Origin of the sequence: Lachnoclostridium sp. An181, assembly GCF_002160325.1 — a bacterium.
Taxonomy (GTDB): domain Bacteria; phylum Bacillota; class Clostridia; order Lachnospirales; family Lachnospiraceae; genus An181.
In genome coordinates, this window is sequence record NZ_NFKJ01000006.1 from 1 (window position 1) to 18,732 (window position 18,732).

Genomic DNA, 18,732 nt, shown 5'->3' on the forward strand with positions numbered 1-18,732 from the left:
ACAATTATGTTCGGCCTCATTCCTACAATAATTATTTAACACCAATGGAGGCCCGTTACAGTTAGATATTTATCGAACAAAGTGTTACAAAAATGCTTGACCAGTACAATACCACTGTAGTTGCATAACGACCATCTGCTCGTTTTTTATATTTTTTTGCCATTACATGAATCCCCCTCTCCTCGTACCGTACCGAAATTCGGTACATTTTATTTTTTCGTTTCTTTTCCTTTCCAGATATATCCTGTCAATTCATAGAATTTTTTCGGACTAATATAAGAGTTCCGGTATGATCGCACTCCCTTTTTTCTGGCAGCTGTTGTTACAATTCCGATATCCAACTGACCAATTTCCATCAGATTTAAAATCGTTGTTCGATTCATTCCCAATACTTTTTCCGCTACTTGCATTGGAACGCCTCCTACCCCGAACTCTGGGAGCGACTTCTTTTTCACTGCGTCTGCAATTCTATTTACCACTTCCATAATTTCCTGATCAGACATATATTTCACTCCCTTCTACTTTTTGTACCGAAATTCGGTACGCTCTCATCCCGTTTATCTCATGCCATTTTCTTCTTCCATTTAGCTCTCTCTTCTTCTTTTCCTGCCATATATCCGGCCACAAAAGACTTTTCTGACTCTGGTAACTTTATAAACTTTTTTATCAATTTCTCGATGAATTCTTTACGTTCTTCTTTCGTCATATTTGTCGCCTCTCTTTCTTTTTTGTTTCATTTGAGTACATATTAATACTCTTATAGTACTTTTTCAATGTTTTTTGTTCGCATTGCGTACATTTTATTGTTTTTATTTTACTTTTATGCTATAGTTTTGTTTAAAGGAGGTATTGTTCTTGATGCAAAATGAACGAGTACGTACAATAAGAAAAGCCTGTGATTTAACTATGGAAAAATTTGGAGAACGAATAGGGGTTGCTAAAACTACAATATCTGGCATAGAATCAGGTCATCGTAACCTTACTGAACATATGAAAAAATCAATCTGTCGTGAATTCAATGTCAACTACACCTGGTTGGATTCAGGTGAGGGTGAAATGTTTTTAGACTCTGATGATGAAATCATGGAAACAATCGACCGCATCATGGCTGGTGAAAATGAGTTTCATAAAAACCTCTTTAAAACCTTTGCCCGTTTAGATGAAGAAGATTTACTTGCATTGGAGCATGTGATCAATACTTTCCTTGACGTCAGCGGTAAAACGAAAAAATCTCCTCATTCCGAACAATCACTTTAATACATCTTTTCCTTTCTATAGCTCTGGTAATTTCTAATTACCGGGGTTTTTATTTTTCACACATCTCCTTTTACTTTCTACTTTCAAGTTCTGAAACGTCATCTTTTCTCGTACCGAATTTCGGTACATCTTTTATTTCTCTTTTCTCTTGTTTCATTTTTGGAAACTTCATGTGCAAAAAAAATTTGCTCTATGGATTCTCCAAAGTTATTGGAAATTGCTCTTGCCTCATTTAAAGAGAATTTCACAGATCCTTTTTCTTTTTTACTATAATTTACTTTTGATGTATGTATGATTGCCGCAAAATCTTCCTGTTTAAGCCCTTTGCTTTCGCGAAACACTCGTACTGTTGTTACCATCTGTTCCTCCTTTCTGTTTCATTTTTGGAAACCTTTTGATTTTATCATAGTTTCTTTTTTTGAATTTGTCAACAGATATTTTCATTTTTGGAAACCTTCATTGATTTCATTTTTTGAAACCTTATAATGAAACTTATCAAGAGAATATATGAGGTACAGATTATGACATTTGGTGCAAAACTAAAAGAATTACGACAAAACAACGGATTAACTCAAAGTGAACTTGCTATAAAACTGGATACATCAAAATCCAATATTTCAAAATATGAGTCAAATTCCATTGAGCCCAATATAAAGACACTTTTACTCATATCGAAATATTTCCAAATCTCCATTGACGAATTGCTCGCCGAAGAAACAATGAATATTCCCTCTTCTCTTTCTTCAAATGGTCAACATTTTTGTAAAATTCTTTCTCATTTACGAAAAGAAAAAGGAATTTCTCAACACGAGTTAGCCAAGTATATTGGAATCAGCCGTGAGGCAATCACAAACTTGGAAATCAATAAAAGAAAACCTGATATGGAAATATTGATAAAACTTGCGGACTATTTTGACGTATCTACAGATTTTCTTCTGGGTCGAATTCCAGCAGATTCAAAATTCGATACTGCAGCACTAACAGCTGAAGAACAAGATATCTTGAACTACTATCATCAATTATCGCTTACTAATCAGCGTTGGATTATGGGACAGATAATCGATTTAATCAAGCGATCTGAAGAAAACGATTCTGAATCTAAAAAGGCTATGGGGAAATAATTAATTTTTTTAAACGCCAATAATCTATTCGTAGTTTTAGATTTACTTTATAAAAGGTGTACCGAATTTCGGTACACCTGATTTGCACACTGACTGAAAGCTTAACTTTTATACCTGGAGGTTTTCATATGATAGGGAATATGATTTGCAAGTTGAGAATGAAAAATCAATATACACGGAAGAACTGGCAACCTACTTGAATCTTTCTACAAGTACAATAGGAATGTACGAACAAAACCGTCGTTCACCCGATTTAGATACACTCTTACAACTTGCTGAGCTGTTTCATGTGTCTACAGATCAATTATTAGGTATTGAGCCTTATGAAGAAAACGATATATCCGAACCTTCAGCTTTTACTTTAGGTCAAAAAATTCGCTGTTTAAGAGAAAAGGAACATCTGACACAATACGAGCTAGCTCAAAAACTTTTTTTGACTCCCAAGATGATTTCCTTCTATGAGCATGATCAGCGAATTCCTCCAGCTGATATGTTGATCAAACTTACACAAATTTTCCATGTTAGCGCTGATTATCTACTGGGATTAGAGTACAAGAACAATCATACAGGTAAAACATCTCCATCCTGGAATGAAATTGTTTCCCTTTTTCCTAACGTTGCATTACTCACAGATGAGGAAGAAGAACTGTTAAAATACTATCATTCTCTCTCCCTAATGAATAAACGATGGATAGTTGGACAAATGGTTGATTTAATCAAAAAAGGAGAAAAAAGTACTTCTATACAAAATCCAAAAGAATAGCAAATACTTTTCAGCCTTCCGAAAATAATTTTTTATCTTTAAAATTTATTCTATTATAAATAAGCGTACCGAATTTCGGTATGGTTTCTATATTAAGATGCAAAGGAGAAAAACCTATGACTACATCTGAATTATTAAATATCCTTCTATCCTCTGCTGTCATTGTAGCATTGATTGAATGGATATCAAAAAACAAATCTAATTATCTGCAGCACATTACCAATAACCGAGCTGAATGGAGAAAAAGCCTGAAGGATATCTCTGTCAAATTATATAAATCCGATAAAAGAACAATCGGTTCTGTTTTTACTGAATTAAAGGTAAATCTGAACAGTTACGGGTTGCACCCTTCTGGAAACTATCCATTCCAAATAAAACTGGATTATTTGAAAGATGAACATTTATGGGCAGAAATGGACGAGATCCAAACTAATCTGTCCTCTATGTCTTCAAAAGAATTTTTACAGAAAAAAGAACGTATGGTTGAAATGATCTCACTATTATTGAAATTTGATTGGGAACGTTCTAAAAGGGAAGTACATTCCAAAGTCATCATACCTTTTGGACTTGTGTTATATCTCTGTCCCCTTCTTTTTATAAATAAAAATCTACTACAGTCTGAACTTATTCCCATCGTAGTTTCTTTACTTGCATCTTATTTTCTATTTTGGAGCCCATTTTTTATATATTCATATTCCCTTTTTCGTCACAGACATTGGTATAATGACCTCTCTTTACTACTTATTCTTTGGAGTATAGCTGTATTATTTTTGTTACAAGCAATCAACCTACTACCAAAACATCATTTTTCGATTATTTTTTTCTTATTGACCGTCCTAATTATCTTTTCTTATATTCTTGATTTTTATCAGATGTATGGGCGCTATGAACAAGCACTTTTACAATTTTATCCTTATAAAATTGCTGTCTTTGCATCAACTTTCAATTCCTGGACTACACTCATGCTTCTACCTTTCTTATGCTGTTTTAATGACTACAACATTAAAATTGATGATCAAAAATTTACACGAGAATTTTTCCAGGATTCTGAGTTTCAACTTATATTGTCAAAGCTCTCTTCTGAATCAATCATAAAAAAAGACTCCGATATCCTGAAGATCCGAAGTCGTGTTTGGTATTACTTTAAGAAAAAATTGAATTCCAACTTATGTGTTTCCGAGTTTATTGCGAAAAAGCCTAAGCGTTGTCGTATAATCATTAAACACTGCAGTCACTCACATCCAACTTACACTCTTTGTTCACTCTTTAGAAATAAACAGTATTGGGAATCATAGAGAAACTAAATGTCTAATGATAAACATTTTTAATTTTTTTCTATTCTGCTGGATGCTTTGATAAATATCTTGAATAATCAGTATCAAATTGTAGTGATTTAAGCTGTTCATCTATAATTTGTAAAAGATTCTTCCCTTCAAGAATAGATTCAAATTCCTTAATAGAAAAATCAATTATGCAATATCTATCTTCTATTCTTTCCTTATGAAGATAGAATTTCTTAATCAATCCCGCACCATTATTCCATCCTGTTCCACTAATACCATGATATGAAAATAAAATCCCTAATTTTATATGATTTGTCAATAGTAAGCTACAAAATTTTCCTACATATGTAACGCTAACTGCTTTTTGGTAATTTTTACATTCCCCTATAAAAGTTTTCAATCTTTTATCAATTATATGATTCCCTAATAAAATTTTCCCTTTTGGCGTTAAAGAAATAACTTGATCTATCTCATTTGTTGAGGTTCTCAAATTTGTATCTACACAAAAAATTCCTCCAGAAATAGACAACAGATATGATACTAGCCTTTCTAAAGCATCTCCCTTTAAATTATGTGAATTTTTAACCGCCTTATCTTCAGATGATATAAAATGAAATTTCTTAAATTCATTAAGTAAAGTTTTATAAGTATGTATTTGACAATCGCTTAATTGACAAATTTTTTCATATCTAAATTCATCAGAAAGAGAATTAAGTATATTCAATGCTTTAGAAATTTCTCGTTCTTCAAGATTAATCATCACGTACCACCAAATATATTAAAAATGAATTTTCTAATGTTGAAAGTTCACAATGACAAAGTTCACACTCAAAAAAATCCGGTAATTCATTAAATAATCGCACAACCCCCATAGATTTTTGGCAGTTACTACAATATAACTCATAATAACTTTGTAAAATTCCTTGTTCTTCTAATGCTGATAAAAAATCATAAATTTCTGAAATAGATAGAGAAAATTTTCTCTTTAAAACCCCTGGATAAATCCACATATTTTTCTTATAATTTCTAAAGAAATTAATTAAAGCGGTATTATCTACGTTCTTATTCAGTTTTTGCTGTATCGTCATTTCTATGGCTGATAATGTATTCAATAACATAATTCATCCGCTCCATTCCAATTAGCACGTTACTATAATAATATTGAATTAAAGAATATGATTTATTCATATAGTTAGTAATCAATTTAATATGATTACTTCTGGTCTTTATTTCATTTTCCCATAACAATTCGATCCAAGGATAATCAGACATCTCTTCCATTTAAAACATAAATTGTTCTATTGCCACTCTAAAATCAGGTACTTTTTCTAGCTCAGCTTGTTTATCGTTTAGTAATGATCGAAGTTCTCCAATAAAAGGAAGTACATATTCTTGATTATTTCCAACTTCTAGCTGCGCATTTCCTCCACTAGGTAATATCATAGATTGAGCAATTAACTTTACGGTTTCATCATGTTTACATACATTAAGCATAAAATCTAAGTCCAAAGGAATTAAATCACACTCAAAATGTTCCTTCAAATAATCTATCATTTCATCAATTAAGCTAGAATATATGGTTACCTCTTTTTTATCAGACAAAAATACTCTCTTTAAAACATCAAAACGAAATTCTATTAGTTCACCTTTCTCATGAAAAACCACTAAAAATGGATATTTAGTTAAAAACTCTTCTTGTGTCAAAGGATGAATGGCTGCATACGCTAAATTAAATTTCAAAAAAAAGTAACCCTCTTGAGCATATGTGACTGGTCTTATAAACGAAGTATAAACGTACTCATTTTCGTAACAATCTTTAGAAGGAGAAATTTCTTTTACCTTTTTTAAAACAGCAGAAAAATCATTACAAGTAAAAATAACTGAATATTTGTAGTCTTTCAAAAACTCCCATTTTTCTAAATATTGACGTGCGCGCTGACTTTGATTAAAACAAGCTAAAAACTGGTCTGATAATACTTTTTCGGAAATATCTACAATTTCCATCCCATCCAAGTATAATTGTCCAGATGTATCTACTTGTTTCGTTGCAATCCCTTCCTCAATAAATTTTTTTATCAAATGCCGTTTAACTTTATCTGGATAAGCTATTACTGTTTTTTTTAAATACTCTAAATAATTTTTTTCCTGCATATAACCACTCTTTTCCTATGTATATCTTTATTCTGATTATACTTGATATAATAATAAAAAGCTATAAATAAGTAATAAATTACGCAGTTTTCTACATTTTTGTTATATTTAGTAAAAACCTCAATTTCAAATACAACCATACTGAGTTTCAATACACAAATTAAAAACCTATTTTGATCTCTAGCTATTCTGACTATTTTTTTGACTACTTTTTTTCAGCAAATCTCAGCAAATTTAGCTCCATTTTAACAAATCTCTCTTTTAGAATACTATACACAAAAACACCGCAACCTCTTGAAATCCTTAGGATTCCTTGAGATTGCGGTGTTTTCTCTTTAAAGCTGGAAAAGGGACTTGAACCCTCGACCCCTTCATTACGAGTGAAGTGCTCTACCGACTGAGCTATTCCAGCTTGTAACTGCATGTCACAACGACTATTATATCATAAACTTGTGATTATGCAACTACTTTCTTCCCTTTTCTTTTATTTTTGATGAACAACGAGTTGAGGATAAGGAATTACAATCTCATTTTCATCAAGCGTTAATTTGATCTTTTCAAGAATCCTCCACCTTGCAGGCCAATATTCATTTGTCTTAACCCAACATCTGGAACCGATCATCACAGCACTGTCTGCCAGGCTGTCCACATACACGATCAGCTCTTCTGTCTGAAGGACCGATTCGTCTTCTCTCAAAATTTTCTCTATCGTCTCTTTTGCCGCTTTCAAATCCGCCTCATAACTGATTCCTACAGTCAGATCAAGTCTGCGTTCATCTTTGGCTGTCACATTGGTAAGACTGGTGTTGGCAAGTGTTCCATTTGGAATCACGATCGTCTTATTGTCCACGGTTGCAAGTTTGGTGTAGAAAATCTGGATTTCCTTTACTGTCCCTTCATTTTTGTTCGTATCCTCAATAATATAGTCTCCTACCACAAATGGTTTCAACAGCAAAATAAGAACCCCTCCTGCAAAGTTGGAAAGACTTCCCTGCAGGGCAAGACCTATGGCTACACCTCCGGATGCCAAAAGAGCTGCAATGGAGGCAGGCTCCACACCGAGGCTGGTCACAATCATGATCAAAAGGAGCGCATACAGACCTGCTTTTAAAAATGAGTCTACAAACTGTTTTACGCCGGCATCTGCGTTGGAACGCTCCAGTGACTTTCTCACCATTTTTCTCAAAATACTGATAATCTTCATCCCGATCAGGAAGAAAATAATAGAAAACAAAATTTTCATTCCAAATGCAATCAAATCCGGGATATGGTCATTGACATATTTTTGCAGTTGTCCAACCTGGCTGGTGACTTCACCAGTCACTTCCTCAACCGCCTCAGCCGTCTCTTTGAGTGTATCGCCACTCTCAAGATCAGCCAAAAAAAATAGTATCTGGTTCATAAAACACCTTCTTTCGTATTTTTACTTTAACTGAAGAAATGCTCCAAGATTTCCTCTTTTTCCGTACGATGCCCTGTGAGAAAACAAAAGTTCCGGATTGCAACACGTACAAAGATTGGTGACTGCCAGATGCTCTTCTAAAATCCCTGCCTCCCGCAGTACAAACTCATTTGCTTTCCAAAGATTTAACTGATATCTTCCATTTTCTTTCTTATAAAAAAGTTCTTTCCAGTATTCTTCCCGAAAATTCTTTTGAAATCCTTCTATGACATCTCCTGTCACTTCATAACAATCCTGGCAGATGGACGGCCCTACCGCGGCATAAATATCCTCCGTTCTGCTCCCATATAACTGGGACATCTTTTCCACTGTTCTTTTCCCTATTTTTTCTACAGTTCCTCTCCAACCGGAGTGCGACAGCCCAATTGCCCGTTTTTTGGGATCCACAAAGAAAAGAGGTACACAGTCCGCATAGAATGTGGCAAGGCAAATGCCCGGAACATTGGTCACCAGGCCATCTACATTATCGTAATCCATCTGCTTTGTAAGCCCTTTTCCTTTGTCCTCCAACGAAACTTCCCGCACGTTTGCAGTATGCGTCTGTTTGGAAAACGTAATTTCCTCTTCTTTCACTCCAATCGCTGCCGCAATCCTTTTAAAATTCTCTCTCACATCATGCTCATCGTCCCCTCTTTGGAAACTTAAATTCATACTCGCATATATTCCTTGACTGACGCCGCCGATCCTTGTGGAAAATCCATGTCTGACAACATTGGTTTCCTCGATCAACGGAAAGGTAAGATATAAAACATCTCCTTTACGATTCTCATGAAAGATTTTTCTATTATCTTTATAGTGAAATTTTTCCATTGTTCCCCTCCTTGCTATCCCTGGTATTCAAATGCGTTCCTGAGCCACACGATCTCTTCTCCCAAAATTCCGATGACATCAAACCGTACCGCACAATCTGTGCACCTTGTATGCCCAAGATATGCTGCCGCACATCTGGAAATTATTCGCTGTTTCTTTTTTGTCACAGCCTCCAGCGGCAGTCCTTTGTCCGCATCTTTTCTGTACTTGATCTCAAAGAATACGATCACATCTTTCTCTTTCGCAATGATATCTATCTCTCCAAATCTGCATCTGTAATTGCATACAACAATTTCAAGCCCCTTTTGCCGCAGATATGTGGCCGCCATTTTTTCATAACATGTTCCGATTTGTCTTTTATTTTTATTCTCCATCTTTTTACTGGCACATCGGATGGAAACTTACACGAAATTTTTAATAAATGTCTTTCTGTGGATCGGTGTCGGTCCAAGTTCTTTCAATGCTTTGATGTGTTCCGCACTTCCATATCCCTTATTAGATGCAAAACCATATCCCGGAAGAATTTCTTCATACTGTTCCATCAACCTGTCTCTTGTCACTTTTGCGATGATACTTGCCGCAGCAATCGAAACGCTCTTTGCATCCCCTTTGATGATCGGGACCTGCATCATCGTGATATCCGGGATTGTCACTGCATCGTTCAAAAGCACATCCGGCTTTACATTCAGATTTGCTATGGCCTGGCGCATCGCCTCATATGTTGCTTGCAAAATATTGATCTCATCGATTCTTGCAGGACTCGCCATTCCAATTCCGGTGGCAATCGCCTTTTCCATGATTTCTTCGTAAAGCTCTTCTCTTTTTTTTGCAGAAAGTTTTTTGGAGTCATTCAGGTAGAAAATCTTCTCTCCTTTGGGCAGAATGACAGCCCCGGCCACCACAGGACCGGCAAGAGGGCCTCTACCAACCTCATCAATACCGCATATGACCCCGTATTCCTCATACCTTTTTTCATAGCAGCACATCTTCTCCAGACGCAAAAGCTCCTCCCCTTGCTTTTCCTGCATCTTTTTGTATTTAGCAATCAGGCTGGCAACGCCAGCCCTGTCATCTTCGCCGTACTGTTCATACAACATACAAAGCTTTGCGCTGTCAGCCTGTTCAAATTCTTTCTTTATATCAGCAATCGATTTGTTTTTACTCATGCTGTATCACTCCTATACTATCCAGTGGCCATATCCGAACCCACGCGCGCCCGATCAAATCCTTCCGGTGCAGAACACCAACGCTTGGATCTCTGCTGTCCGAACTGTGATTCCGATTATCGCCCAGTACAAAATACTCATCTTCGCCAAGTTTGATCGGATTTTCTGCAATCCCTGCCGAATTCATGACTTCTTTTCCATAATGTTCATCTAACTTTTCTCCGTCAATGTACACATATCCATCTTTGACCTGAACAGTCTCACCCGGAAGTCCGATGATTCTCTTGATATAATATGTATTCTTCTCATACTGATATGGAAATACAATGATTTCATATCTCTTCGGATCGCGGAACCGATAGGAAATCTTGTCCACGATCAAATTATCACCATCATGAAGTGTATTCTCCATAGACTGCCCGCTCACTCTTGTCCTCTGTCCCACATATGTCACAATGAAAAAAGTCAACGCAACAATCACTGCCAGGTAAATGACCCAGCTTATCACTTCCCGTTTTATATCTGTCTTCTTTTCTGTCTCTTCTGGCATCCATACATCCCTCTTTTCCAGTCTTAGTTCTATTTTATTGATATTCCTCCGGAAATTCAAGCGTAATTTTTCCAAGCCTTCCATCCCGGAAATCATCGATGAACAGCGCAGCAGCTTTTTTTGTATCTAACTCATTCCCTTTTAAAAGACAATGTCTGCTCTTTGCTATTGCACTCAGGCAAGCGTATGCATCCTCCGTTTCCTGGATACCATATTTTTCTTCCAGAACACCAGGATAATGCTGCTCCATAAAGCCTATCATCTGTGCAGCCAGCTCCTCACTGTTGAGAATCTCATCCTTAATAGAACCGATAAATGCCAGTTTTCTTCCAACCTCCTGGTCCTCAAACTTCGGCCACAAGATTCCCGGCGTGTCCAAAAGCTCTACATTCTTGTTCAAACGGATCCATTGTTTTCCCTTTGTCACTCCGGGACGGTTTCCTGTCTTTGTACAAGCCTTACCTGCCAGGCTGTTGATAAACGTAGACTTTCCTACATTTGGAATTCCTGCAACCATAGCTCGTACCGGACGGTTTAAAATTCCCCTTTTTCTGTCACGCTCAATCTTCTCTCTGCATGCCTCCTGAATGACACTGTGAATGGATTTCATTCCTCCTCCCTTTCTGGAGTTCACAGTGACGGCAGAATATCCTTTTTCCCGGAAAAATTGCAGCCACTCTTCATTTTTTTTATCTTCCGCAAGATCTGCCTTGTTCAAAAGTATCAATCTTGCCTTGTTCTTACCAAGTTCATCAATATCCGGATTCCGGCTGCTCATCGGCACCCTCGCATCCACCAGTTCTATGACAAGATCAATAAGTTTTATATTTTCCTGCATCATACGTTTTGCTTTTGTCATATGACCAGGATACCACTGAAAATGCATGCCTTTCTCTCCTTTTCCCTGTTAAATACTCTATGATATCAAAAAGGGACAATATACATTGTCTGTATCTGTCCCTTCCCTCATTCTTATTTTACTAATTCTTTTACCTTAGCAGCTTTTCCGATACGTCCTCTTAAGTAGTTCAGTTTCGCTCTTCTTACTTTACCTCTTCTTACAACATCCACTTTTACAACGTGTGGGGAATGTAATGGCCAAGTTTTCTCTACTCCGATTCCGTTGGAATTCTTTCTTACCGTAAATGTAGCTCTTGTGCTTCCGCCCTGTTTTTTCAAAACAGTTCCTTCAAACACCTGGATTCTTTCACGGTTTCCTTCTTTGATCAAAGCGTGTACTCTTACAGTATCTCCTACATTGAACTGTGGTACTTCTGCTTTTAACTGTTCTGCCTCGATTTTTTTGATGATTTCGTTCATTGTGTGCCTCCTTCATATTCCGACGTTCTTAATACATATTTTGTACCAGAGGACCATCTGTTTTCTTTCACAACATTCGCATTTTATCATATTCTGCCTGCATTGGCAAGCCTTTTATTGAGATTTCCACGTTTCTTTCTCTGGGAGATATTCTTTTACAAGTTCCTTCTCTTTTTCCGTAAGCTCTGCCTTCCAAAGAAGATCCGGCCGCCTTTTCGCTGTTCGGATGACCGACTGTTCTCTGCGCCATTTTTCTATGTTCGCATGATGACCCGACATCAGAACTTCCGGCACTTTTTTTTCATGCCAGACTTCCGGTCTGGAATATTGCGGATATTCCAGAAGATTGTCCTGAAAACTTTCAAACTCTGCGGATACATCATTGTGCAATACTCCCGGAACCAGCCTGGAAATCGCATCCACCATGACCATAGCCGGAAGCTCTCCTCCTGTGAGCACATAGTCGCCGATAGAAACATAATCTGTGACTATTTCCTCAAGAACCCGCTCGTCGATTCCCTCATAATGTCCGCACAACAAAATCAAATCTTCCTCTTTTGCAAACTCTTCTGCCATCTTCTGGTCAAATGTCCGCCCCTGTGGAGACAAATATACGACCCGGACTTTTTTTTGTTCCGGCTCCTCACAGCCTGCCCCGTCTCCTGCTGTCTCATAGGCAATCTTTTCCATAATAGCCTGATAGGTCTGGTAAACCGGCTCTGCCTGCATGAGCATCCCTGCTCCGCCTCCGTATGGATAGTCATCTACACTTTGATGTTTATTAAATGCATAATCCCTGATATTGACAGCCTCTATAGAAAGCAGGCCTTTTGCAGCTGCCCGCCCTGTGATACTCGTGTGCAGTCCCTCTCTTACCATATCCGGAAACAGTGTCATAATATGAAAATTCATTACAGCAATCCCTCCATGATATGGACTGTCATCTGTCCCTCTTTTACATTCACATCCAGAATGCATTGTTTGATGGCCGGAAAGAGCACTTCCTTGCCGTCGTCCGTCATGATCACATACACATCATTGGCTCCTGTCGGCATCACATCCTTCAACTTCCCGAAATGCTGCCCATCCTCAGTAACCACATCCATCCCGATCATGTCCGCCACGTAATATTCATCTTTTTCCAGCGGGACTGCGTCCTCTCTCTTGACTAAAAGAGATTTGCCTTTGTATTTTTCAATTTCATTTATATTATCGATGCCTTTAAACTTTACGATGACAAACTGTTTAAAAAACTTCACCCTCTCAATCTCCAAGGCAATCTGTTCTTTTCCTGTATCCAACAGCACATTTTTCAATGCTTTAAACCTCGCGGCATCATCGGTTGTCGGAAATACCTTCACTTCCCCTCTGATACCGTGGGTGGAGGAAATCACTCCCACCTGAAATCTGTCTTCCATTTTTCCTCGCTTTCTCCGCCTAACCTGGCGGATATCCTGTATATTCAAAACAAAAGGATTTTCCTATAGAAGAAAAAAGAGGATGCTGAAACATCCCCCTTTTTCTACTGTAATATGTCTACTACAACTTTTTTCTCTTCCTTTGCTGCCGCTGCCTTTACAACAGAACGGATCGCTTTTGCAATCCTTCCCTGTTTTCCAATGACTTTTCCCATATCGGAATCCGCCACATGGACCTCCAGAATGGTTGTTTTCCCTTCTGTACGCTCATTGACAACAACGCTCGTCGGATCGTCTACCAATGCTTTCGCAATGACTTCAACTAATTCTTTCATACTCTTTGAGCACCTCCCGGGTACTATTTTTCAATACCGGCTGCTTTAAAAATTTTGCTTACTACTTCTGTAGGCTGTGCTCCGTTGTTAAGCCATCTCTTCGCTGCTTCTTCGTCAACTTTGAATGCGCTTGGCTCCTGATTCGGATCATATGTTCCGATTTCTTCGATGAATTTACCATCTCTTGGAGCTCTTCCATCAGCCACAATGATTCTATAGAAAGGAGCTTTTTTCTGTCCCATTCTTCTCAATCTGATTTTTACTGCCATCTCACTCACCTCCTTAAATATGATGATCATTTATTTAAAAAGGAAATTTAAATTTACCCTTTTTACCGAATTTACCACCCAGCATTCCAGGGAGCTGTTTCATCATCTTCCTGGACTGTTCAAACTGTTTTACCATCCTGTTGACTTCAGAGATATCCACTCCCGCACCCCTTGCTATCCTGTGCTTTCTGGACGGATTCAAAAGGGAAGGATTCCTTCTCTCTTCCACGGTCATGGAATAGATCATAGCCTCCATCTGAGCCATCTTTTTCTCTCCGTTCTCCGCATCGGAATCGGAAAGCTGTGCACCCATGCCTGGCATCATGCCAAGGATACTTGTAAGACCACCCATTTTTTTCATCTGTTTCATACTCTCAAGGAAATCTTCAAAATCAAACTGAGCTTTCTTGAGTTTCTGGGTCATCTCTCTGGCTTTCTCTGCATCCATCTCCTGTCCGGCCTTCTCAATCAGAGTGAGTACATCCCCCATCCCAAGAATTCTTGAGGCCATTCTGTCCGGATAAAACTGTTCCAAATCAGATAATTTCTCACCCATTCCCACATAGAGAATCGGTCTTCCTGTCACAGCCTTGATGGAAAGCGCAGCACCACCTCTCGTGTCGCCATCCAGCTTTGTGACTATGACTCCGTCAATGCCTATCTTATCGTTAAATGTTGAGGCAACATTGACCGCATCCTGACCTGTCATGGCATCCACCACGAGAATAGTCTGATGCACTTCCACAGTTTCTTTGATCTCCTGAAGTTCCCGCATCATGTCCTCGTCAATGTGAAGACGTCCCGCTGTATCCAGGATCACAAGATTGTTGTTATTTTTCACTGCATGTTCCAGCGCTGCCTTCGCTATATCTGCAGGCCTGTGGTTCTCTCCCATGGAAAATACTTCCACTCCCTGCTTTTCCCCGTTGATCTGCAGCTGCTTAATTGCTGCCGGACGGTATACATCACAGGCTACAAGCAAAGGTTTCTTTCCTTTCAGCTTAAACTTCCCTGCAAGCTTTGCTGTGGTCGTCGTCTTACCGGCACCTTGAAGTCCTGCCATCATGATGACTGTGATCGCCTTTCCAGGCTGCAGGGCAATCTCCGTCGTCTCGGAACCCATCAGCTTTACAAGCTCCTCGTTTACGATCTTGATCACCATCTGACCAGGGTTCAGACCGTTCATCACATCCTGCCCGATCGCCCTCTCCTGTACATCTTTTACAAAACTTTTAACCACTTTAAAGTTTACATCTGCCTCCAGGAGCGCCATCTTGACTTCCTTCAGTGCTGTTTTGACATCGTCCTCTGTCAGTCTGCCTTTTCCTCTTAAGTTTTTAAATACATTCTGAAGTTTTTCTGTCAAACTGTCAAATGCCATACTTTATAACTCCTCTATGATCTCTGCCGAGATTTCTTCTATCTGCACAAGCAATACCTCGTCCTTCTGACTTCGGTATTCCTCCAGCAAACTGTCAATACGGTGTACTTTCTCTTTGATAGATAAGAACTTTTTCACGAGGTGTAATTTTTCCTCATATCCTTCCAGCGTCTTTACGCACCGTTTGATCAAATCATGGACCCCCTGACGGCTGATACCTTTTTCAGCGGCAATCTCCCCCAGCGACAAATCCTCCATGACAAACTGTTCGTAAATCTCTTTCTGATGTTTTGTCAGTAATTCACCATAAAAGTCGTATAAAAGCGACTGCTCTAAAAGTTCATTCATTTCTATCACCTTTGGTATCATATACCATACGCTTTTTCCTGTCAAGTATTTTTTCTTTACACCTTTTAAAATTTTTCATACTGCATCAACTTCCCCACATGTAGCATTCCCCATCCGTGCTGTTTATGATCACCTGCAATCTCTTCACAGCTGTCCCTGAGTTTCAATTTTACTTCCACATTGGATGCATCCGGGTATTTGGATAAGAAACAAGCGACCGCTCCTGACACCACGGGAGTTGCCATGGACGTGCCGCTTTTTCGCACATACGCTTTTTGGGTCTTCCTATACTCAGCATTACATGAAAAAATACCTGACCCCGGAGCAGACAAATCCGGTTTGCAAATACATTCCTGCGTCGGGCCTCTTCCAGAATAATTTTTCCGCGTATTTTTCTGTGGGTATAAAGGCTCTTCATCATCGCTGGCGCCCACTGTTATCACTTTCCTGCTGCTACCAGGCACTGTCACGCTTCCTTTTCCCGGCCCGTAATTTCCTGCCGCCGTGACAACGATAAGGCCTGCATCCCAAAGCCGCTCTACTGCTCTTAAAAGCCTTTTCTCCATACTATCCTCTCTGTTTGGAAGTGTACCTATCGAAATATTTACAATGCGGATATGGTACTGGTCTTTATTCTCCAAAATCCATTCTATCCCTTTTAATACATCCTTCATTTCTCCATTTCCACTTTTGTCCAGCACTTTTAGTGCGATCAAATCACATTCCGGTGCCATACCTGCATACACACCGTTTGACATTCGCCCGCTCCCTGCCAGAATCCCGCACACATGCGTACCATGTCCACAGTCATCGTAAGGGTCCCTCCTCCCGTCAAGAAAATCTTTGAACAGCACGATCCTTCCATTTAAATCCGGATGCTTTACAACCCCTGTGTCAAGCACTGCAATCCCTATATGTTTTCCAATATATCTATTTTTTACAATATCCTGACACCAGTATCCTACCAATTGTTTTACACGTCTCATATATTTCGAACCTTTTTCATTTATCATATTCCTCACAAAGATGGATTGACAATCATAATCCTTCTTTAATATACTGTTGACGTATTTAAATTCAGTATATCTGTGTGAAATACAAATCTAAAAGAATGGAGATTTATTTTTATGGAAAGAGAAAAACTTGGTTCCCGCCTTGGTTTCATTCTGCTCTCCGCAGGATGTGCTATAGGTATTGGAAATGTATGGAAATTTCCATACATGGCAGGTCAGTACGGAGGGGGCGCTTTCGTCCTGTTTTATATTTTCTTCCTGCTCATCCTTGGTCTTCCGATCATGAGTATGGAATTTGCAATCGGACGTGCCAGCCGCAAAAGTCCGGTCAAGGCGTACAATGTGTTGGAAAAGAAAGGCCAAAAATGGCATCTTCATGGATATGTGGCGCTCCTTGGCAATTATCTGCTGATGATGTTCTACACAACAGTTTCCGGATGGATGCTGCACTACTTCTACCTGACTGCAACCGGACATTTTGTAAATGCTGACGCAGAACAAGTATCCTCCATCTTCTCCGATATGCTCGGACAGCCGAAAGTGATGGTTTTCTGGATGCTCATTGTAGTCATCTTGGGATTTGGGATCTGCTCTTTTGGACTGCAAAAAGGACTTGAGCGCATCACAAAAGTGATGATGATCGCACTGCTCGTCATCATGGTTGTGCTGGCAGTAAACAGCGTTTTTATGGATGGAGCAAAAGAAGGCCTCCAATTTTATCTGGCACCTAATTTTGAAAAAATGAAAGAGATTGGTATCGGCACCACCATTGTAGGAGCAATGAACCAGGCATTCTTTACGCTAAGCCTTGGTATCGGCGCTATGGCCATTTTCGGCAGCTATATCGGAAAAGAGAGAGCACTTCTTGGCGAAGCAGTGAACGTGGCTATTTTAGACACTTTTGTAGCTCTGGTATCCGGAATGATCATCTTTCCGGCATGTTTTTCCTTTGGCGTGGAGGCAGACAGCGGACCGAGTCTGATCTTCCTGACTTTGCCAAATATTTTTAATCATATTCCTCTTGGAAGATTGTGGGGAAGCCTTTTCTTTATCTTTATGGCGTTTGCGGCATTCTCCACTGTGCTTGCTGTGTTTGAGAACATCATCTCGTGCGGCATGGACCTGACCGGATGTACAAGAAAGAAGGCAGCTTTTATCAACGGAATCGCAATGTTCTTCCTCTCCCTTCCTTGTGTACTCGGATATAATGTTTTCTCCTCCTTCCAGCCATTTGGGAAGGGGTCCACGATCATGGACCTGGAGGATTTCCTTGTAAGCAATATCCTTCTTCCGCTCGGCTCCTTTGTATATCTGCTCTTCTGCGTGTCCAGATATGGATGGGGATGGAAAAACTATACAGATGAGGCCAACACTGGAAAAGGCTTAAAGGTGGCAAAATGGATGAGAGGGTACTTTACCTATATTCTTCCAGTCATTGTCCTTGTTCTTTTTGCAATCGGAATCAAAGACAAGTTTTTTTAAGTGCAGATTTCCTCAGCAGAAAAAACATAAATTTTTCGGAAACTTGTGCAAGCCCTTCTACATATGATACATTGTAAACATTAAACCTGGAGGTTTTACAATGAGTGATTTAACTGCAACAAACTGTGGATGTGGATGCGAAACAGCTTCTAACGGAGGAAACAACTGTCTTTGGATCATTCTTTTGTTGGCTTGCTGCGGCGGATGCGGCGGCAGTGGATTTAGCGGATTCGGCGGATGTGGAGACAACAGCTGTCTTTGGATCATCCTTCTGCTGATCTTCTGTGGCGGATGCGGCAACACATTCAACAATGGATGCTGCTAGAAACAGAATAGGAAACAACTGATCAACTAACAGATGAAACAAAGAAAACGGCTGCAGCTTTTCAAGCTGCAGCCGTTTTCCTTTATCTTCGATGGTTATAATAAGTTTCTTTCCACTCTTTCAAATTCCTCGTCTCTCTTTTGGTATCCTCCATATTTTTTTCCGCATCCAGCTGCTTTTTCAACATACATTCCTCGTCCAGCTCAAAAACAGCATTTCCATCAATGATCAATTTTCGTTTCATATGTTTTCAATCCTCTCTTTTCTCTCTTTATTAT

General features: G+C 39.0%; 27 protein-coding genes and 1 tRNA gene. 6 read left to right on the forward strand and 22 right to left on the reverse strand.

Annotation, left to right across the window (positions count from 1 at the left end; genetic code table 11):
* Nucleotides 1-209: 209 nt before the first annotated feature.
* Together B5F18_RS05360 and B5F18_RS12580 are read right to left on the reverse strand one after the other, a co-directional pair.
* Complete coding sequence (locus tag B5F18_RS05360; RefSeq protein WP_087156648.1) at nucleotides 210-503, reverse strand: hypothetical protein; 294 nt, start codon at nucleotides 501-503, stop codon at nucleotides 210-212.
* Nucleotides 504-562: 59 nt separating this feature from the next.
* The gene (locus B5F18_RS12580; RefSeq protein WP_204217078.1) at nucleotides 563-706 is read right to left on the reverse strand and encodes a hypothetical protein; all 144 of its coding nucleotides are present in this window, start codon (nucleotides 704-706) and stop codon (nucleotides 563-565) included.
* Between the two features lie 152 nt (nucleotides 707-858).
* Here B5F18_RS12580 and B5F18_RS05365 point away from each other — a divergent pair, with 152 nt between their 5' ends.
* The gene (locus B5F18_RS05365; RefSeq protein ID WP_242955814.1) at nucleotides 859-1,257 is read left to right on the forward strand and encodes a helix-turn-helix domain-containing protein; all 399 of its coding nucleotides are present in this window, start codon (nucleotides 859-861) and stop codon (nucleotides 1,255-1,257) included.
* 98 nt (nucleotides 1,258-1,355) lie between these two features.
* Here B5F18_RS05365 and B5F18_RS05370 read toward each other — a convergent pair whose 3' ends face one another.
* Complete coding sequence (locus B5F18_RS05370; RefSeq protein WP_087156650.1) at nucleotides 1,356-1,616, reverse strand: helix-turn-helix transcriptional regulator; 261 nt, start codon at nucleotides 1,614-1,616, stop codon at nucleotides 1,356-1,358.
* A 162-nt stretch (nucleotides 1,617-1,778) separates the two neighbouring features.
* Between B5F18_RS05370 and B5F18_RS05375 the strand changes: the two genes are divergently transcribed.
* From B5F18_RS05375 to B5F18_RS05385, 3 genes are all read left to right on the forward strand, one after another.
* Nucleotides 1,779-2,378 carry a helix-turn-helix domain-containing protein gene (locus B5F18_RS05375; protein WP_162607540.1) on the forward strand — a complete coding sequence of 200 codons (600 nt, stop codon included), beginning with the start codon at nucleotides 1,779-1,781 and terminating at the stop codon, nucleotides 2,376-2,378.
* Between the two features lie 145 nt (nucleotides 2,379-2,523).
* Nucleotides 2,524-3,141 carry a helix-turn-helix domain-containing protein gene (locus B5F18_RS05380; protein WP_087156652.1) on the forward strand — a complete coding sequence of 206 codons (618 nt, stop codon included), beginning with the start codon at nucleotides 2,524-2,526 and terminating at the stop codon, nucleotides 3,139-3,141.
* 116 nt (nucleotides 3,142-3,257) lie between these two features.
* Nucleotides 3,258-4,436 (forward strand): hypothetical protein, encoded by a 1,179-nt coding sequence (locus tag B5F18_RS05385; protein ID WP_087156653.1) that lies wholly within the window; start codon nucleotides 3,258-3,260, stop codon nucleotides 4,434-4,436.
* A 40-nt stretch (nucleotides 4,437-4,476) separates the two neighbouring features.
* Here the strand turns inward: B5F18_RS05385 and B5F18_RS05390 are convergent, their stop codons facing one another.
* The 18 genes from B5F18_RS05390 to B5F18_RS05475 all read right to left on the reverse strand — a co-directional run bounded on the left by B5F18_RS05390 (nucleotide 4,477) and on the right by B5F18_RS05475 (nucleotide 16,620).
* The gene (locus tag B5F18_RS05390; RefSeq protein ID WP_087156654.1) at nucleotides 4,477-5,184 is read right to left on the reverse strand and encodes a hypothetical protein; all 708 of its coding nucleotides are present in this window, start codon (nucleotides 5,182-5,184) and stop codon (nucleotides 4,477-4,479) included.
* Nucleotides 5,177-5,542 carry a hypothetical protein gene (locus tag B5F18_RS05395; RefSeq protein ID WP_087156655.1) on the reverse strand — a complete coding sequence of 122 codons (366 nt, stop codon included), beginning with the start codon at nucleotides 5,540-5,542 and terminating at the stop codon, nucleotides 5,177-5,179. The genes B5F18_RS05390 and B5F18_RS05395 overlap by 8 nt, the downstream gene beginning before the upstream one ends.
* Before the next feature lie 163 nt (nucleotides 5,543-5,705).
* Nucleotides 5,706-6,575: a hypothetical protein gene (locus tag B5F18_RS05400; RefSeq protein ID WP_242955810.1), complete on the reverse strand. Its 870-nt coding sequence runs from the start codon at nucleotides 6,573-6,575 to the stop codon at nucleotides 5,706-5,708.
* A gap of 339 nt (nucleotides 6,576-6,914) precedes the next feature.
* Nucleotides 6,915-6,987, reverse strand: a tRNA-Thr gene (locus B5F18_RS05405).
* 72 nt (nucleotides 6,988-7,059) lie between these two features.
* On the reverse strand, nucleotides 7,060-7,977 hold the full coding sequence (locus B5F18_RS05410; protein ID WP_087156656.1) for a mechanosensitive ion channel family protein: 918 nt from the start codon (nucleotides 7,975-7,977) through the stop codon (nucleotides 7,060-7,062).
* A 21-nt stretch (nucleotides 7,978-7,998) separates the two neighbouring features.
* A complete protein-coding gene (pgeF, locus tag B5F18_RS05415; RefSeq protein WP_087156657.1) occupies nucleotides 7,999-8,847 on the reverse strand; it encodes a peptidoglycan editing factor PgeF in 849 nt (282 codons plus the stop codon).
* A 14-nt stretch (nucleotides 8,848-8,861) separates the two neighbouring features.
* Entirely contained in the window at nucleotides 8,862-9,221 is a 360-nt protein-coding gene (locus B5F18_RS05420) for a YraN family protein (protein ID WP_087156658.1), read from the reverse strand.
* Nucleotides 9,222-9,248: 27 nt separating this feature from the next.
* Nucleotides 9,249-10,013 (reverse strand): ribonuclease HII, encoded by a 765-nt coding sequence (locus B5F18_RS05425; RefSeq protein WP_087156659.1) that lies wholly within the window; start codon nucleotides 10,011-10,013, stop codon nucleotides 9,249-9,251.
* Nucleotides 10,006-10,563, reverse strand: coding sequence for a signal peptidase I (lepB, locus tag B5F18_RS05430; protein ID WP_087156660.1), 558 nt, complete (start codon nucleotides 10,561-10,563; stop codon nucleotides 10,006-10,008). Before lepB ends, B5F18_RS05425 begins: the two co-directional genes overlap by 8 nt.
* Before the next feature lie 34 nt (nucleotides 10,564-10,597).
* Complete coding sequence (gene ylqF, locus B5F18_RS05435; RefSeq protein WP_087156661.1) at nucleotides 10,598-11,449, reverse strand: ribosome biogenesis GTPase YlqF; 852 nt, start codon at nucleotides 11,447-11,449, stop codon at nucleotides 10,598-10,600.
* Between the two features lie 86 nt (nucleotides 11,450-11,535).
* Nucleotides 11,536-11,883 (reverse strand): 50S ribosomal protein L19, encoded by a 348-nt coding sequence (rplS, locus tag B5F18_RS05440; protein ID WP_087156662.1) that lies wholly within the window; start codon nucleotides 11,881-11,883, stop codon nucleotides 11,536-11,538.
* Between the two features lie 114 nt (nucleotides 11,884-11,997).
* Entirely contained in the window at nucleotides 11,998-12,795 is a 798-nt protein-coding gene (trmD, locus tag B5F18_RS05445) for a tRNA (guanosine(37)-N1)-methyltransferase TrmD (protein WP_087156663.1), read from the reverse strand.
* Complete coding sequence (rimM, locus tag B5F18_RS05450; protein WP_087156664.1) at nucleotides 12,795-13,301, reverse strand: ribosome maturation factor RimM; 507 nt, start codon at nucleotides 13,299-13,301, stop codon at nucleotides 12,795-12,797. The genes trmD and rimM overlap by 1 nt, the downstream gene beginning before the upstream one ends.
* 104 nt (nucleotides 13,302-13,405) lie before the next feature.
* Entirely contained in the window at nucleotides 13,406-13,636 is a 231-nt protein-coding gene (locus B5F18_RS05455) for a KH domain-containing protein (RefSeq protein WP_087156665.1), read from the reverse strand.
* A 23-nt stretch (nucleotides 13,637-13,659) separates the two neighbouring features.
* Nucleotides 13,660-13,905, reverse strand: a complete 246-nt coding sequence (gene rpsP / locus B5F18_RS05460; protein ID WP_087156666.1) for a 30S ribosomal protein S16 — start codon at nucleotides 13,903-13,905, stop codon at nucleotides 13,660-13,662.
* A 34-nt stretch (nucleotides 13,906-13,939) separates the two neighbouring features.
* On the reverse strand, nucleotides 13,940-15,286 hold the full coding sequence (gene ffh, locus B5F18_RS05465) for a signal recognition particle protein (protein WP_087156667.1): 1,347 nt from the start codon (nucleotides 15,284-15,286) through the stop codon (nucleotides 13,940-13,942).
* Between the two features lie 3 nt (nucleotides 15,287-15,289).
* Nucleotides 15,290-15,634 (reverse strand): YlxM family DNA-binding protein, encoded by a 345-nt coding sequence (gene ylxM / locus B5F18_RS05470; protein ID WP_087156668.1) that lies wholly within the window; start codon nucleotides 15,632-15,634, stop codon nucleotides 15,290-15,292.
* A 65-nt stretch (nucleotides 15,635-15,699) separates the two neighbouring features.
* Entirely contained in the window at nucleotides 15,700-16,620 is a 921-nt protein-coding gene (locus B5F18_RS05475) for a S8 family peptidase (protein ID WP_087156774.1), read from the reverse strand.
* 141 nt (nucleotides 16,621-16,761) lie between these two features.
* Between B5F18_RS05475 and B5F18_RS05480 the strand changes: the two genes are divergently transcribed.
* Both B5F18_RS05480 and B5F18_RS05485 read left to right on the forward strand, forming a co-directional pair.
* Nucleotides 16,762-18,129 carry a sodium-dependent transporter gene (locus B5F18_RS05480; RefSeq protein WP_087156669.1) on the forward strand — a complete coding sequence of 456 codons (1,368 nt, stop codon included), beginning with the start codon at nucleotides 16,762-16,764 and terminating at the stop codon, nucleotides 18,127-18,129.
* Nucleotides 18,130-18,229: 100 nt separating this feature from the next.
* Nucleotides 18,230-18,454 (forward strand): chorion class high-cysteine HCB protein 13, encoded by a 225-nt coding sequence (locus tag B5F18_RS05485; RefSeq protein WP_087156670.1) that lies wholly within the window; start codon nucleotides 18,230-18,232, stop codon nucleotides 18,452-18,454.
* A gap of 82 nt (nucleotides 18,455-18,536) precedes the next feature.
* Here the strand turns inward: B5F18_RS05485 and B5F18_RS12585 are convergent, their stop codons facing one another.
* The gene (locus B5F18_RS12585) at nucleotides 18,537-18,698 is read right to left on the reverse strand and encodes a hypothetical protein (RefSeq protein ID WP_204217080.1); all 162 of its coding nucleotides are present in this window, start codon (nucleotides 18,696-18,698) and stop codon (nucleotides 18,537-18,539) included.
* Between the last annotated feature and the right edge of the window lie 34 nt (nucleotides 18,699-18,732).